This window comes from Variovorax soli NBRC 106424 (assembly GCF_001591385.1).
GTDB classification, from domain to species: domain Bacteria; phylum Pseudomonadota; class Gammaproteobacteria; order Burkholderiales; family Burkholderiaceae_C; genus Variovorax; species Variovorax soli.
In genome coordinates, this window is sequence record NZ_BCUU01000009.1 from 73,811 (window position 1) to 87,875 (window position 14,065).

15 protein-coding genes and 1 pseudogene are annotated in these 14,065 nt (G+C 69.1%); 8 read left to right on the plus strand and 8 right to left on the minus strand.

The annotated features are described in order from the left end of the window. Positions 1 to 79: 79 nt before the first annotated feature. The gene (gpmA, locus tag VSO01S_RS04970) at positions 80 to 823 is read right to left on the minus strand and encodes a 2,3-diphosphoglycerate-dependent phosphoglycerate mutase (RefSeq protein WP_068640688.1); all 744 of its coding nucleotides are present in this window, start codon (positions 821 to 823) and stop codon (positions 80 to 82) included. A 164-nt stretch (positions 824 to 987) separates the two neighbouring features. Between gpmA and VSO01S_RS04975 the strand changes: the two genes are divergently transcribed. The 5 genes from VSO01S_RS04975 to VSO01S_RS04995 all read left to right on the plus strand — a co-directional run bounded on the left by VSO01S_RS04975 (position 988) and on the right by VSO01S_RS04995 (position 3,986). Then, entirely contained in the window at positions 988 to 1,338 is a 351-nt protein-coding gene (locus VSO01S_RS04975; RefSeq protein ID WP_068640710.1) for a rhodanese-like domain-containing protein, read from the plus strand. A gap of 21 nt (positions 1,339 to 1,359) precedes the next feature. After that, positions 1,360 to 1,620 carry a glutaredoxin 3 gene (gene grxC / locus VSO01S_RS04980; RefSeq protein ID WP_068640689.1) on the plus strand — a complete coding sequence of 87 codons (261 nt, stop codon included), beginning with the start codon at positions 1,360 to 1,362 and terminating at the stop codon, positions 1,618 to 1,620. Positions 1,621 to 1,728: 108 nt separating this feature from the next. Next, entirely contained in the window at positions 1,729 to 2,175 is a 447-nt protein-coding gene (gene secB, locus VSO01S_RS04985) for a protein-export chaperone SecB (protein WP_068640690.1), read from the plus strand. Positions 2,176 to 2,214: 39 nt separating this feature from the next. Next, the gene (locus VSO01S_RS04990) at positions 2,215 to 3,216 is read left to right on the plus strand and encodes an NAD(P)H-dependent glycerol-3-phosphate dehydrogenase (protein WP_068640691.1); all 1,002 of its coding nucleotides are present in this window, start codon (positions 2,215 to 2,217) and stop codon (positions 3,214 to 3,216) included. Between the two features lie 89 nt (positions 3,217 to 3,305). Next, complete coding sequence (locus VSO01S_RS04995; RefSeq protein WP_068640692.1) at positions 3,306 to 3,986, plus strand: hypothetical protein; 681 nt, start codon at positions 3,306 to 3,308, stop codon at positions 3,984 to 3,986. A gap of 22 nt (positions 3,987 to 4,008) precedes the next feature. On the opposite strand, the gene VSO01S_RS05000 is transcribed toward VSO01S_RS04995, so the two are convergent. From VSO01S_RS05000 to VSO01S_RS05010, 3 genes are read right to left on the minus strand one after another with little or no spacing between them, the layout of a single operon-like run. Continuing rightward, positions 4,009 to 4,863, minus strand: coding sequence for a segregation and condensation protein A (locus VSO01S_RS05000; RefSeq protein WP_068640693.1), 855 nt, complete (start codon positions 4,861 to 4,863; stop codon positions 4,009 to 4,011). Between the two features lie 15 nt (positions 4,864 to 4,878). Further along, the gene (locus tag VSO01S_RS05005) at positions 4,879 to 5,094 is read right to left on the minus strand and encodes a DUF3460 family protein (protein WP_068640694.1); all 216 of its coding nucleotides are present in this window, start codon (positions 5,092 to 5,094) and stop codon (positions 4,879 to 4,881) included. Positions 5,095 to 5,124: 30 nt separating this feature from the next. After that, complete coding sequence (locus VSO01S_RS05010) at positions 5,125 to 6,792, minus strand: SulP family inorganic anion transporter (RefSeq protein WP_068640695.1); 1,668 nt, start codon at positions 6,790 to 6,792, stop codon at positions 5,125 to 5,127. A gap of 345 nt (positions 6,793 to 7,137) precedes the next feature. On the opposite strand from VSO01S_RS05010, the gene VSO01S_RS05015 reads away from it, so the two are divergent. Then, complete coding sequence (locus VSO01S_RS05015) at positions 7,138 to 8,973, plus strand: hydrogenase maturation protein (RefSeq protein WP_084241691.1); 1,836 nt, start codon at positions 7,138 to 7,140, stop codon at positions 8,971 to 8,973. An 18-nt stretch (positions 8,974 to 8,991) separates the two neighbouring features. On the opposite strand, the gene VSO01S_RS05020 is transcribed toward VSO01S_RS05015, so the two are convergent. Genes VSO01S_RS05020 through metG form a run of 3 tightly spaced genes read right to left on the minus strand, consistent with a single transcriptional unit; the run spans position 8,992 to position 11,586 of the window. Then, entirely contained in the window at positions 8,992 to 9,207 is a 216-nt protein-coding gene (locus tag VSO01S_RS05020; protein ID WP_068640711.1) for a SlyX family protein, read from the minus strand. An 8-nt stretch (positions 9,208 to 9,215) separates the two neighbouring features. Next, entirely contained in the window at positions 9,216 to 9,497 is a 282-nt protein-coding gene (locus tag VSO01S_RS05025; protein ID WP_068640696.1) for a hypothetical protein, read from the minus strand. Positions 9,498 to 9,501: 4 nt separating this feature from the next. Beyond that, positions 9,502 to 11,586, minus strand: coding sequence for a methionine--tRNA ligase (gene metG, locus VSO01S_RS05030; protein WP_068640697.1), 2,085 nt, complete (start codon positions 11,584 to 11,586; stop codon positions 9,502 to 9,504). A gap of 139 nt (positions 11,587 to 11,725) precedes the next feature. On the opposite strand from metG, the gene VSO01S_RS05035 reads away from it, so the two are divergent. Then, the gene (locus VSO01S_RS05035) at positions 11,726 to 12,199 is read left to right on the plus strand and encodes a GNAT family N-acetyltransferase (RefSeq protein ID WP_153305135.1); all 474 of its coding nucleotides are present in this window, start codon (positions 11,726 to 11,728) and stop codon (positions 12,197 to 12,199) included. Here the strand turns inward: VSO01S_RS05035 and VSO01S_RS05040 are convergent. After that, positions 12,136 to 13,413 carry a patatin-like phospholipase family protein gene (locus VSO01S_RS05040; protein WP_068640699.1) on the minus strand — a complete coding sequence of 426 codons (1,278 nt, stop codon included), beginning with the start codon at positions 13,411 to 13,413 and terminating at the stop codon, positions 12,136 to 12,138. The two genes, VSO01S_RS05035 and VSO01S_RS05040, sit on opposite strands and share 64 nt — an antisense overlap. A 147-nt stretch (positions 13,414 to 13,560) precedes the next feature. Between VSO01S_RS05040 and VSO01S_RS05045 the strand changes: the two are divergent. Beyond that, positions 13,561 to 14,065, plus strand: a pseudogene (locus VSO01S_RS05045) (hypothetical protein); the annotation flags it as partial.

Consider the following 14,065-nt stretch of genomic DNA (forward strand, 5'->3'; position numbering starts at 1 on the left):
GTGTCCTGTCAGCGAACCGGGTCAATATACACAGCTTGGAAGCGAAGCATCCACAACAGTTCCAAGCCTGTGCGGGGCGCTAGGCCTTTCCCTGGTTGGCGACGGCCGCCGCGGCCTTGGCGGCGGCCTCGGCATCGCCCAGGTAGTAGTGGCGCAGCGGCTTGAGATCGCCATCGAGTTCGTAGACCAGCGGAATGCCGTTGGGGATGTTCAGGCCCACGATGTCGGCGTCGGAAATGCCATCGAGGTATTTCACCAGGGCGCGGATGGAGTTGCCGTGGGCGGCCACCACCAGCCGGCGGCCGGCGCGGATGGCCGGCGCCATGGATTCGTTCCAGAAGGGCAGCACGCGCGCCACCGTGTCCTTGAGGCACTCGGTGAGCGGAATCTGCTCGGGCGAGAGCTTGGCGTAGCGCACGTCGGCCCGCTCGCTGCGCGGGTCGTTCGGCTCCAGCGGCGGGGGCGGCGTGTCGTAGCTGCGGCGCCAGATCAGCACCTGCTCGTCGCCGTACTGCTTGGCCATGTCGGCCTTGTTCAGGCCCTGCAGGGCGCCGTAATGGCGTTCGTTCAGGCGCCAGGAATGCACCACGGGCAGCCAGGTGCGGTCGAGCTCGTCCAGCGTGTGCCACAGGGTGCGCGTGGCGCGCTTGAGCACGCTGGTGTAGGCGATGTCGAAGTCGTAGCCCTCGGCCTTGAGCAGCCGGCCGGCCTGCTTGGCCTGCTCGATGCCGGTGGGGGTGAGGTCGACGTCGGTCCAACCGGTGAAGCGGTTTTCGAGGTTCCAGGTCGATTCGCCATGGCGAATCAGCACCAGCTTGTACATGTGTAGGGGCCCTTTTTCGACTGGGAGGGACTGCCATCGGCAGATCCGCAAAACCCGACATTCTAAAATCCGGGGTTCGTCATCCAAGGACTCCCGTGAAATTCTTCTTCGACTTCGTCATTGCCAACTGGGTGCTGTTCCTGGTTGCAATCAGCTCCGGCGCCATGCTGTTCGTCCCCATGCTGCAGAAGGCCGGCCAGGGCGCGCTGAGCGCCGAGGGCGCCGTGCAGCTCATCAACCGCCAGCGTGCGGTGGTGGTGGACATCCGCCCCCCCGAGGAATTTGCCGCCGGCCACGTGAGCGGCGCGCGCAACGTGCCGCTCGACCAGCTCGAGGCCAAGCTGGCCGGCACCGTGAAGAACAAGTCGCTGCCGCTGCTCATCGTGTGCGCCAGCGGCGCGCGCGCCCAGCGCGCCGTGGCCGTGGCCAAGAAGCTCGGCTACGAGCAGGCCCAAGCCCTGGCGGGCGGACTCAAGTCCTGGAAAGACGCTAACCTGCCGCTTGAAAAAGCCTGAGGCTCGCGCCAGATACCCAAGATGAAGCCCGTCAAGATGTACACCACCGCGGTTTGCCCCTACTGCATCCGCGCCAAGCAGATCCTCAAGTCCAAGGGCGTGGATCAGATCGAGGAAATCCGCGTGGACGCCGACCCCGACGCCCGCGCCACCATGATGCAGATCACCCAGCGCCGCACGGTGCCGCAGATCTTCATCGGCGACACCCACGTGGGCGGCTGCGACGACCTGATGGCGCTGGACAGCCGCGGCGGCCTCGAGCCGCTGCTCAAGGCCGCCTGAACCTCCTGCGGGCGTGTCGCGCCCACCGGTCATAATCACCGATTCACCTCTGGCCCGCGACGGGAATTGCTTCCCGGCGGGCCTTGTCTTGATACCCGAAAGAACACCATGGCCGACAACCAAGATCCCGTTTTCCAGATCCAACGCGTCTACCTGAAGGACCTGTCGCTGGAGCAGCCCAATTCGCCGGCCATCCTGCTCGAGCAGGAAGCACCCACCGTCGACATCCAGCTGGGCGTGGACGCGCAGCCGGTCAACGACGGCATCTTCGAGGTGACCGTGTCGGCTACCGTGCAGACCAAGATCAACGACAAGACGGTGTTCCTGGTCGAAGCCAAGCAGGCCGGCATCTTCGAGATCCGCAACCTGCCGCAGGACCAGATGTCGCCCATCCTGGGCATTGCCTGCCCGCAGATCGTCTACCCCTACCTGCGCGGCAACGTGGCGGACACGATCCAGCGCGCCGGCTTCCCGCCCGTGCACCTGGCCGAGATCAACTTCCAGGCCATGTTCGAGCAGCAGCAGGCGCAGGCCGCCGGCACTCCGGCCCAGTAAACGGCAACATGCCGCGCTGAGGCGCGGCGTGCCTCGAAGATGAAGATCTGCGTGCTTGGCGCCGGTGCCTGGGGAACGGCGCTGGCCATCAATGCCACCGGCCGCCATGAGGTCAGCCTGTGGGCGCGCGACGCGGCGCAGCTGGCCGCCATGCAGGCCGAGCGGGAGAACCGCCGCTACCTGCCGGGCGTCGCCTTCCCGCCGTCCTTGCGAATCGTTGGCGGAACCGCCTTTGATGCGGCCCGCGCGGCAAAACTGGTGATCGTCGCCACGCCCATGGCGGCGCTGCGCGAGCAGTTGCAGGCCTTGCGCGGGCTGCGCGTACCCGTGGCCTGGCTCTGCAAGGGCGTGGAACCGGCGCAGGGCAGCGGCCAGGACACCGGCCTGCTGGCGCACGAGATCCAGGCCCAGGTCGCGCCCGACCTTCCGGCCGGCGTGCTCAGCGGCCCCAGCTTCGCCCTGGAAGTGGCGCGGGGCCAGCCGACCGCCCTGGTGGCGGCCAGCACCCATGCCGACGTGCGCCAGGCGCTGGTCGAAGCCTTCCATGGCCCGTCGCTGCGCGTGTATGCCAATGACGACATCGTCGGCGTCGAAGTGGGCGGCGCGGTGAAGAACGTGCTGGCCATCGCCACCGGCCTGGCCGACGGGCTGGCGCTGGGCCTGAATGCGCGGGCCGCGCTCATCACTCGCGGCCTGGCCGAGATGACGCGCCTGGGCTGCGCGCTCGGTGCGCGGGCCGACACCTTCATGGGCCTGTCGGGCCTGGGCGACCTGGTGCTCACCGCCACCGGCGACCTGTCGCGCAACCGCAAGGTGGGCCTGCTCCTGGCCCAGGGCATGAGCCTGGCCGAGGCGGTGCAATCCCTCGGCCACGTGGCAGAAGGCGTGTACTGCGCCCGCACCGTCGTGCAGCGCGCCGCGCAACTGGGCGTCGAGATGCCCATTGCCAGCGGCGTCGTGGCCCTGCTGGATGGCGGCGCCCGGCCGGCCGACGTGGTGGCAGCCCTGATGGGGCGCGAGCCCACGGCCGAACTCGGCTGATTGCGCCAGCAGTGAATCCCGCCTTGATGGCGGCGGGGGCTTGCGCTAGCGTGGCGGCTCCTTCAACTCCAAATCCCGGGGGACTGCCCATGATCCGTCACGCCAAGCCGATTCGACTCGCTGCAGCTGCGCTGTGCGCTGCGGGGCTGCTGGCCGCCTGCGCCACCGGCATGGGGTCCAAACCCATGGGCTTCTTCATCACCAGCAACGGCCCGGGCAAGGGCGGCGACCTGGGCGGGCTGACCGGCGCCGACGCCTGGTGCCAGGCACTGGCGGCGTCGGCGGGCGGCGGCGGCCGCACCTGGCGTGCCTACCTAAGCACCACGGCCAGCGGCAGCGCACCGGCGGTCAATGCGCGCGACCGCATCGGCAATGGCCCCTGGTACAACGCCAAGGGCGTGATGGTGGCCAGCAGCGTGGCCGACCTGCACAGCCCCAACGCCAAGCTGGGCAAGGACACCTCGCTCACCGAAAAGGGCGAGCCGGTCAGCGGCTTCGGTGATCCGGTCAACCGGCACGACATCCTCACCGGCTCGCGTCCCGACGGCACGGTGGCCGTGCCCGAAGCGGGCAAGGACACCACCTGCGGCAACTGGACGAAGTCCGACGGCGGCTCGGCCATCGTCGGCCACCATGACCGCAAGGGCACCAACCCCGATCCGGTGGCCAACGCTTCGTGGAACGCCTCGCACGGCACCCGCGGCTGCAGCGTCGACCAACTGAAGATGAGCGGCAGCGCCGGCCTTCTCTATTGCTTCGCAACGAACTGAGGCCCTTGGCGGGCGCGCGGGTTCAGGCGGGCGAGTAGGCCAAACGCACGTAGATCGGGGCGAAGGCCTCGGCCTGCGTGATCTCGACCAGGGTTTCCTTGGCCAGTTCGAGCATGGCGATGAAGGTGACCACCATTACCGGCACGCCACGGCTCACGTCGAACAGGTTCTCGAATTCGACGAAGCGGCGCCCCTGCAGGTGGCGCAGCACGATGCTCATGTGCTCGCGCACGCTGAGTTCTTCCCGCGAGATCTTGTGGTGCTGCACCAGCTTGGCCCGCTTGAGGATGTCGGCCCAGGCGTCGCGCAGGTCGACCACGTTCACATCGGGAAAGCGCGGCTTCAGCGACTGCTCGATGTAGACATTGGCCCGCCAGAAATCGCGGCCGAAGGTGGGCATGGCGCCGATGGCGGCGGCCTGCATCTTGGTCTGCTCGTACTCCATGAGCCGGCGCACCAGCTCGGCCCGCGGGTCTTCCGCCTCTTCGCCCTCGGCCGTCTTCTTGGGCGGCAGCAGCATGCGCGACTTGATCTCGATCAGCATCGCCGCCATCAGCAGGTACTCGGCGGCCAGCTCCAGGTTGGTCTGGCGGATCTCGTCGACGTAGGCCAGGTACTGGCGCGTGAGCCCCGCCATGGGGATGTCGAGGATGTTGAAGTTCTGCTTGCGGATGAGGTAGAGCAGCAGGTCCAGCGGCCCCTCGAAGGCCTCCAGGAAGACGCGCAGCGCCTCGGGCGGGATGTAAAGGTCGTTCGGCAGCGCGAACAGCGGCTCGCCGTAGAGGCGGGCGAGGGCAACCTGGTCGACGACTTCGGGCATGGGCGAGACGACGGGCGAGCCGTCGTCGTCCTGTGTGCTGTACGCCTCGCTGGTCATCGACCGGTGACGCGCTTACTTGCTGGTAGGCTGGGTCTGGTAGACGTACGGCTGCTGGGCCACCCGTGCCTCGCTGAACTCCTCCAGCGACTCGCGGTCGAGGTGCTTGTCCCACAGCAGGGCGCGGCCGGCGCGCTGCTCGGCTTCGAGGGTGGGCTTCTTTTGCCGCATTTCCTCGATGAAATTGGTGATTTCGGAGCTGTAGTGGGGGCGACGGAAGAAAGAGAACATGGGGTGGGGTACCTTTGGCTGCCCGCGATTTTACTGGTGCGCGGGCCCTGCGGCGCCCGCCGCCAGTTCGGCGGCGAATCCCGAGCGCTCGATCAGGCCCTGCGGCTGCGGCTGCAGCGAGTCCAGCCGGAGCGTGCCGCCCCGGGCCAGCACTGCCTTGTGCAACTGGCGCAGCGCATCCAGGCCGGTGGTGTCCAGCTGGATCATGTGCATGGCGTCCAGCACCACCGTCATGCCGCGCGGCGCGCGCTCCACCGCCTGGATGGCGGCGTCGAGCTTGTTCGCCGCCCCGAAGAAGAAGGCGCCGTAGAGGCGATAGGTGAGCACCGGCGGCTCCAGCGACACCAGCTCCACCCGGAACAGCGTGTTCATGCGGCGGATGAACAGCACGCAGGCCAGCACGATGCCCGCCTGCACCGCCACCGTGAGGTCGAACACCACCGTGAGAAAGAAGGTGCCCAGCATCAGCAGGCGGTAGTGGTTGCTGAAGCGAAGCAGCATGTAGGGCGCGAATTCGCGCCACTCGCCCATGTTCCAGGCCACGAAGATCAGGATGCCGGCCAGCACCGACAGCGGCACCAGCCGCGCCAGCGGCGCGGCCAGCAGCACCACCGCCATCAGCGTGAGCGCATGCACGATGCCGGCGACCGGCGAGGTGGCGCCCGCCCGGATGTTGGTCACCGTGCGGGCGATGGTGCCGGTGGCCGGCATGCCGCCGAAGAAGGGCGCCACCAGGTTGGCCGCCCCCTGGGCCATCAGCTCCTGGTTCGGGTCGTGGCGCGGCAGGCCGCTGACCTGGTCGGCCACCCGGGCGCACAGCAGCGATTCGATGGCGCCCAGGATGGCGATGGTCAGCGTGGGCGACACCAGCTGCTTGACGGTTTCCCAGCTGAACTCCGGCAGGGCAAAGGCCGGCAGGCCTTGCGGAATGCCGCCGAAGCGGGTGCCGATGGTTTCCACCGGCAGCTCGAAAGCCCAGGCCACGGCCGTCAGGCTCACCAGGGCCACGATGGGGCCCGGCACGCGGCTGGCCACCTTCACCGGCCGCAGTTCGGTGACGCGGCCGAACATGAGGTGCACGGCATAGCCGAAGCGCGACTTGTCGTGCAGCAGCAGCGGCCAGATGAACAGGCCCGCCACGCAGGTGGCGCCCAGGCCGAAGGCGTAGGGGTTGAAGCTGCCCCGGTGCTCCCACAGCGTGGCCATCTGCGAGAACATGTCGGCGGGCATCTTCTCGACAGTCAGTCCCAGCAGATCGCGCAGCTGCGACAGCAGGATCAGCGTTGCGATGCCGTTGGTGAAACCCACCACGATCGACACCGGCACGTATCGCACCAGCGTGCCCAGCCGGAACAGGCCCAGCAGGAACAGCACCACGCCGGCGCAGGCGGTGGCGATCAGCAGGTTGGCCACGCCGTAGCGCTCCACGATGCCGTAGACGATGACGATGAAGGCGCCGGCGGGTCCGCCGATCTGCACGGCCGAGCCGCCCAAGGCGGCGATCAGGAAGCCGGCGATGATGGCCGTCCAGATGCCCGCCTCGGGCGTCAGCCCCGAGGCGATGGCGAAGGCCATGGCCAGCGGCAGGGCGACGATGCCCACCGTGGCGCCCGCGCCCAGGTCCTTGAAGAAGCGTGAACGGTCGTAACCGCGCACTGCATCGAGCAGGCGCGGTCTGAAGGTGAAATTCAGGGGCAAGTGAGTCTCCGGAAGTCGAACGGTTCGCAAAGGAAACGGTTCGGCTCCGGAGGCCCGCAATGCAGCAACCGCGCGATGAAGCGCCGTCGGCGCGACATCGTCAAGACAGGCAGGGCGGGCATGCCGCCAGTGTAGGCCGATCGCGCGGCGGCGGCGACGGGGCCCGCCGGTTTTCGGGGAGGCGTCGGTCTACGCCTTCTGGCCGTACTGCCTTCTTACTCAAATGGCGTCAAACGACGTCATGTGACATTGCGTTGCGTTCTGGTTCGAAGATATACATTGTTAACTGGCGATAACAAATTCACGCCTCGCCAGAAAAACAGTCCGGAAACCGGGAGGATCCTGATGCACATCTTGCTCGTTGCCAGTGCGTTCAACAGCTTGACCCAGCGCGTCCATGCCGAGCTGAGCGACCAGGGCTACACGGTGGGGGTCGAATTGGCCTTGGGGGACGACGACGCGCTGCGCGCCGCGGTGGCACGCCACGCGCCGCAGCTCATCGTGGCGCCCATGCTGACCACCGCCATCCCGGAAGACGTCTGGCGATCGCACACCTGCCTGATCGTGCATCCCGGCCCGCCCGGCGACCGCGGGCCTTCGTCGCTGGACTGGGCGGTGCAGCAGGGCGCGCCGGCGTGGGGCGTGACCGTGCTGGAGGCGGTGGCCGAGATGGACGCCGGCGATGTCTGGGCCAGCGGCCCGTTCCCCGTGTCCGAGGTGGGCAAGAGCGAGCTGTACCGGGGCGAGGTGGCCGATGCCGCCGTGGCGGCCGTCATGCAGGCGGTGAAGCGCTTTGCCACCGGCAAGTACACCCCCAAGCGCCAGAAGGCCGCCGACCTGGCCGCCGGCTGGCGCTGCTTCATGCGCCAGCCCGAGCGGGGCATCGACTGGCGGCGGGACAGCACCGAGCAGGTGCTGCGCCGCTTGCGCGCCGCCGATTCGCAGCCCGGCGTGCAGGATGAATTGCTGGGCCGGCGCTGGTACCTGCACGGCGGCCATTTCGAGGACGAGCTGCGCGGCGCCCCGGGCGAATTGATCGCCACGCGCGACGGCGCCATCTGCCGCGCCACCGTCGACGGCGCGGTGTGGATCCCGCAGCTGCGCCCGGTGGCCGCGCCGGGCGAGGCGCCCGGCTTCAAGCGCGCGGCGGTCGATGCGCTGGCCGAAGCGCTGGGTGAGCACATGCCCAAGCTGCCCGAGGTGCCGGCGCCGCTGGAGCTGCCCGAGGGCCGCCGCACCTGGAGCGAGATCCGCTACCGCGAGCTGGGCGAGGCCGGCATGCTGTCGTTCTCGTACGCCGGCGGCGCCATGAGCACGGCGCAGTGCCGCCGGCTGCTGGCGGCCTGGCAATGGGCCTGCACCCGGCCCACGCGGGTGCTGGTGCTGGGCGGCTCGCGCGGCTTCTTCTCCAACGGCATCCATCTCAATGCCATCGAGGCGGCGGCCGATCCCGCGGTCGAATCGTGGGCGAACATCCACGCCATGAACGACGTGGTGCGGGCCGTGCTCGAGACCACCGACCGCTGGGTGATCTCGGCCCTGGGCGGCAACGCGGCCGCGGGCGGCGCCATGCTGGCCCTGGCGGGCGACGAGGTCTGGTGCCGCGAAGGCGTGGTGCTCAACCCGCACTACCGGCTCATGGGGCTGCACGGCTCGGAGTACTGGACCTACACGCTGCCGCGCCGCGTGGGGCCGGACATGGCCCTGCAGCTGGCGGTCGACGCCTTGCCGGTGAGTGCGCGGCGCGCCTGCCGCCTGGGCCTGGCCGACCGGCTGCTGCATGTGCCGTCGGAGGAATTCGGCGACGCCGTGCTGCGCCTGGCAGCCGAACTGGCGAGCGCACCCGAGCTGGGCCGCCGCATCACGCACAAGAAGACCGCTCGTGCACGCGACGAGGCCGCCAAGCCGCTGCAGCAGTACCGCGACGAGGAACTGGCCGAGATGCACCGCAACTTCTTCGAGCCCGGCCAGCCGTACCACCAGCTGCGTGCCGACTTCGTGCACAAGCGCAAGCCGCCCGGCACGCCCGAGCACCTGGCCGAGCTCGGCCTGAACGGCCACGAGGCCACGCGGCCTGTCCGCCCGCACAAGGGCGCGGGGCGCGCGCTGGAAAGCGATGGTTTGTCGGATCTGATCCCGTTGTCGGACCTGGCACCACTGACCGACAGGCTGGTGCAGTAGGACCCCTACCGGAGGGATCTAGTAATGTGGGGGTAGTTCGTCGCGCAGGTTGCGGGTGGCCGGGTCCTGCGCCGTACGGCTGCTCTGCTCGCGCAACTGGGCGATCTGCTGGATGAGGCTGTCGATCTGCTGCTGCTGGCGGTAGATCGTCATGTTCAGCTGCTCGAGCAGGTCCTCGGCATAGCTCGCCTTGATCTCCAGTTCGGTCAGGCGCGAAGTCGCGTCTTCGGACATGCCTTCCGTCACGGCTCGCTCGCAGGTTCGGAGGAAGAAGAGGAGGAGGAAGGAAGCGCCGCATCGGCCGCCGCGCCCACTGCCTTGCCGGTGATGCGCGCCGTGCCGATGGCGGCGTCTGCAGCGAGGCCGACGGCGCTGGCGCCCACGCTCACGGCCGTGCTGGCAACGCTCACGGTGGCGCTGGCCACGCTGACGACGGCGCAGCCCGTGAGGCCGATGCCCGCCGAACCCAGCACGGCAGCCGCCAGCGCCGGGCGAAGAAGAAGAGCGGCCTGCGCAGGTGTCATGGGTTCAGCGTACCCGCATGCCGGGCGTGGCGCCCGGCCAGGGTTCCAGCACGTGGATGCCCGGCTGCGCCTTCTCGTCGGCGTGGCTGGCGGCCAGCACCATGCCTTCGGACACGCCGAACTTCATCTTGCGCGGCGCCAGGTTGGCCACCATCACCGTGAGCTTGCCCACCAGCTGCTCGGGCTGGTAGGCGCTGGCGATGCCGGAGAACACGTTGCGGGTCTTGCCTTCGCCCACGTCCAGCGTCAGGCGCAGCAGCTTGGTCGAGCCCTCGACCTTCTCGCAGGCCAGGATCTTGGCGATACGCAGGTCGATCTTGGCGAAGTCGTCGATGCCGATGGTCTCGGCCAGCGGCTCGCCGCCGGGCGCGGCGGCCTCGGGCTTCGCTTCGGGCTCAGGCGCCGGCGGCTCCAGCAGCTGGTCGAGCAGCTTGGGGTCGACGCGCTGCATCAGGTGCTTGTAGTCGGCAATGGCGTGGCCCGCGCCCAGCAGGCGTCCGGCATCGGCCCAGCCGAGCGCATCGCAGCCCAGGAAGGCCTCGACCTGCACCGCCAGCGCCGGCAGCACCGGCTTGAGGTAGATGGTGAGCAGGCGGAAGGCCTCGATGCAGGTGCTGCACACATCCTGCAGGCGCTCCACCTGGTCGGGCTTCTTGGCCAGCTCCCAGGGCTTGTTATGGTCGACGTACTCGTTGACCTTGTCGGCCAGCTGCATCACGTCGCGCAGGGCGCGGGCGAAGTCGCGGCTGTCGTAGAGCTGGGCGATGGTCTTCGCCTCGGCCTGCAGGGCGGCCAGCAGCGCGCCGCCGTCGGCGCTGGGCGTGCCCAGCTTGCCGTCGAAGCGCTTGGCGATGAAGCCCGCTGCGCGGCTGGCGATGTTGATGAACTTGCCCACCAGGTCGGAGTTGACGCGGGCGATGAAGTCCTCGGGGTTGAAGTCGATGTCCTCGTTGCGCCCGTTGAGCTTGGCCGCCAGGTAGTAGCGCAGGTGCTCGGGGTTCAGGCCCACGCTCAGGTACTTGAGCGGGTCGATGCCGGTGCCGCGGCTCTTGCTCATCTTCTCGTTGTTCACCGTGAGATGGCCGTGCACGTAGATGGCGTCCGGCGCCTTGCGGCCCGAGAAGTGCAGCATGGCCGGCCAGAACAGCGTGTGGAAGGTGATGATGTCCTTGCCGATGAAGTGCACCTGCTCCAGGTCGGGCTGGGCCATGTACTCGGTGTAGGAGATGCCTTCGCCGGCGGCTTCGACACAGGTCTTGTCCAGCAGGTTCTTCAGCGAGGCGAGGTAGCCCACGGGCGCGTCGAGCCACACGTAGAAGTACTTGCCCGGCGCGTCCGGAATCTCGATGCCGAAGTAGGGCGCGTCGCGGCTGATGTCCCAGTCGCCCAGGCCACCGGTGCCGTCTTCCTTCTTGTGCAGCCACTCGCGGATCTTGTTCTGCACCTCGGGCTGCACATGGCCGGGCGCGGTGGTCCATTCCTTCAGGTAGGCCTCGCAGCGCGGGTCGGAGAGCCGGAAGAAGAAATGGTCGGAGCTGCGCAGCTCGGGCTTGGCGCCCGAGAGGGCCGAGTAGGGGTTGATCAGCTCGGTGGGCGCATACACGGCGCCGCACACCTCGCAGTTGTCGCCGTACTGGTCCTTGGCATGGCAGTTGGGGCACTCGCCCTTGATGAAGCGGTCGGCCAGGAACATGCCCTTTTCGGGGTCGTAGAACTGCTCGACCGGGCGCGTCTCGATCAGCCCCGCCTTCTTCAGGTCGAGGTAGATCTGGCGAGCCAGCTCGTGGTTTTCCGGCGCGTCGGTGGAGTGCCAGTTGTCGAAGGCGATGTGAAAGCCGTCGAGGTAGGGCTTGCGGCCCGCGGCGATGTCGGCCACGAACTGCTGCGGCGTCACGCCCGCCTTGTCGGCGGCAATGGTGATGGCCGCGCCGTGGGCGTCGTCGGCGCAGACGAAGTTCACCTCGGCGCCCTGCATTCGCTGGAACCGCACCCAGATGTCGGCCTGGATGTATTCCATGACGTGGCCGATGTGGAACTTGCCGTTGGCGTAGGGCAGGGCGGTGGTGACGAACAGTTTGCGCTGGGTCATCGAGCGTGCGCTTTTCGGTTGAGTGGAGGCTTCAGGGGCAGGAGGCGCCGGCCCCGCCGGACGGCGCGGCCCGGCCTCCAGGCGGGGGGAGCGGTATTTTAGTTGGCGGGCTATAGTCGTCGTGAACCAGGGCCCACTCGTGATCTACCACCACGATATCGACCTCGCGCGCACCACCGACGCGCTGGCCATTGCCGAGCTGTCGCGCGATGCCATCGAGTACGGCCTGGCCTGGCGCTGGACCACCCGGCGGGTGATGCACAGCATCCACGACGCCGACACCAACGTCGTCGTGGCGCGCCAGGGCATCGGCGTGGCGGGCTTCGGCATCATGCAGTACGGGCAGGAAGAGGCGCACCTGGCCCTGCTGGCCGTGCGCGGGGCCCAGCGCCGGCACGGCCTGGGCTCGGCCCTGCTCGCCTGGCTGGAGGCCACGGCCCGGGTGGCCGGCTGCAAGCTGCTGCGGCTCGAAGTGCGCATCACCAACCCCGGGGCCATGGCCTTCTACCGCCAGCGCGGCTTCGAGGAAGCGGGCGTGGCCGTCGGCTACTACGAGGGCGTGGAAGACGCGGTGCGCATGCTCAAGCGGCTGTCCGCGCCCGACGCGGCCTGAGGCCAGCCGAAGAAGGCACACACCTCGCTGCGCCTGGCCAGGGTGTCGGCCCGGCCCAGGGCAATCAGCTCCTCGGTGAACGGCGTCTCGAACAGCAGGTAGCTGGCGAAGGCGGCGGCCTTGAGCTGCGTCACGCTGTTGGGCTGCAGGCCCACGAAGAGGCGCTGCACCGGGCCGGGCAGGGCGTCCACGTGGCGGGCGGCGATCGCGTCGATGCGCTGCGAGGGCGAGATCAGCAGCAGGTCCAGTTGCCGCAGGCCGCTGGCGGCCCGCGCTCCGGGCGGAATGAGCGAGAGCGTGTGGTTGACCCGCCGCAGCCGCTCCACGTCCACCCCCAGCGAATCCAGGAAGATGCTGGACAGCACATGCCCCGCGATCTGCGCCATCGACGGATGGCCGGTGAGGGTGTTGGGCGGCAGCTGGGTTTCGTCGTGCGGCTCGTTCATGCGCCCGGCGCCGATGGCCAGGATGCGCTGCGCCCCCAGGTGGATGGCCGGCGCCAGCGGTGTCGACTGGCGCATGGAGCCGTCGCCGAAATACTCCGTCCGCCCGCGGATGCCCAGCGGCACCGCGGGAAAGATGAAGGGAATGGCGGAGGACGCCAGCAGGTGCGCATGGCCGATGCGCCCGTGCGCCGACAGCCGCTGGGTGCGCACCCAGGTCTGCGTGGTGATGGCGCTGTCGAAGAAGCACACATGCTCGCCCGAGCTGTAGCTGGAGGCCGTGATGGCCAGCGCCTGCAGCTGGCCCGAACGCAGCAGGCCCGGCAGGCGCTCCAGCGGCACCGTGCGCTGCAGCAGCTCGGCCAGCGGCGTGTTGTCCAGCAGCGAGCGCGGCTTGATGCGCAGCAGCCGGGCCAGCAATTGCCCCATGCCCAGCAGCAGGCGCCAGCGCGCCGCGCTGTTGAGCATGGCCAGCGAATCGACGCGGTAGACCTGCTCGGCGTGGAAGTTGCGCCAGGTCTCGGCCAGGCGGCGCACGGTGGTGGCAAAGTCGTCCGCGCCGCAGGCCAGCGCGGCCGCATTGATGGCGCCGGCTGAGGTGCCGGTGATGACGCCGAAGGGGCTGCTTGCGGGCGATTCTTCCGGCGCATGGATCCGGCGCAGCTCGGCAATGGCCTCAAGCACGCCCACCTGGTAGGCCGCGCGGGCACCGCCGCCCGTCAGCACCAGGCCGGTCGGGGGGCGCGCGGGCGCGTGCAAGGTGGAGGGCATCGTCGTGGCGTCGGGCTGCGGCGCGCAAGGGCGGGCGGCGGGATGGCGTCCGATTCTGCCCGAGGGTGCACAAGCGGTTGCAGACCGGACACACGCGGGGCGGCCCGGATTGCCGCTCGCGGCGCCAGGTGCCAGCATCGCGGGACGATGAACGATGCCGAGGCCTTCCATTTTTCCGCCGTCCGCTCGGCGGATGCACAGGCGCACGGCAGCGGACTGGGCGACTGGGAGCAGCGCTACGAGCAGTTGTCGCACGGTCCCTTCGAAGGCCTGATGGAGGAGCTGCGGCTGGGCCCCGTCCAGATCTTCCGGGAGTCGACCAACCGGGCCGTCCTGCAGTGCGGGGAATCCCGGCCGGGCTCGGTGTCGGTCGGCTTCCTGTCGCAGCAGGTGCCCACCGGCTGGTTCTGCGGGCGCAAGCTGGACCAGGGCCAGGCCATCGCCGCATTCGGCAACCAGGCTTTCGAGCTGTTCACCGGTGCGGACAGCACCATCAGCGCGGTGTGCGTGGACCTGGCGATGCTGCAGGAGCGCGACCCGCCCTCGGCCGACGGCGACGACGGCTGGCTGCGCGGCGCCTTGCGCTCGGCGGTGCTGGACCAGCCCGGCGCGGCCCATCACCGCCTCGGCCAGCAGCTGCAGGAGGCCCTGC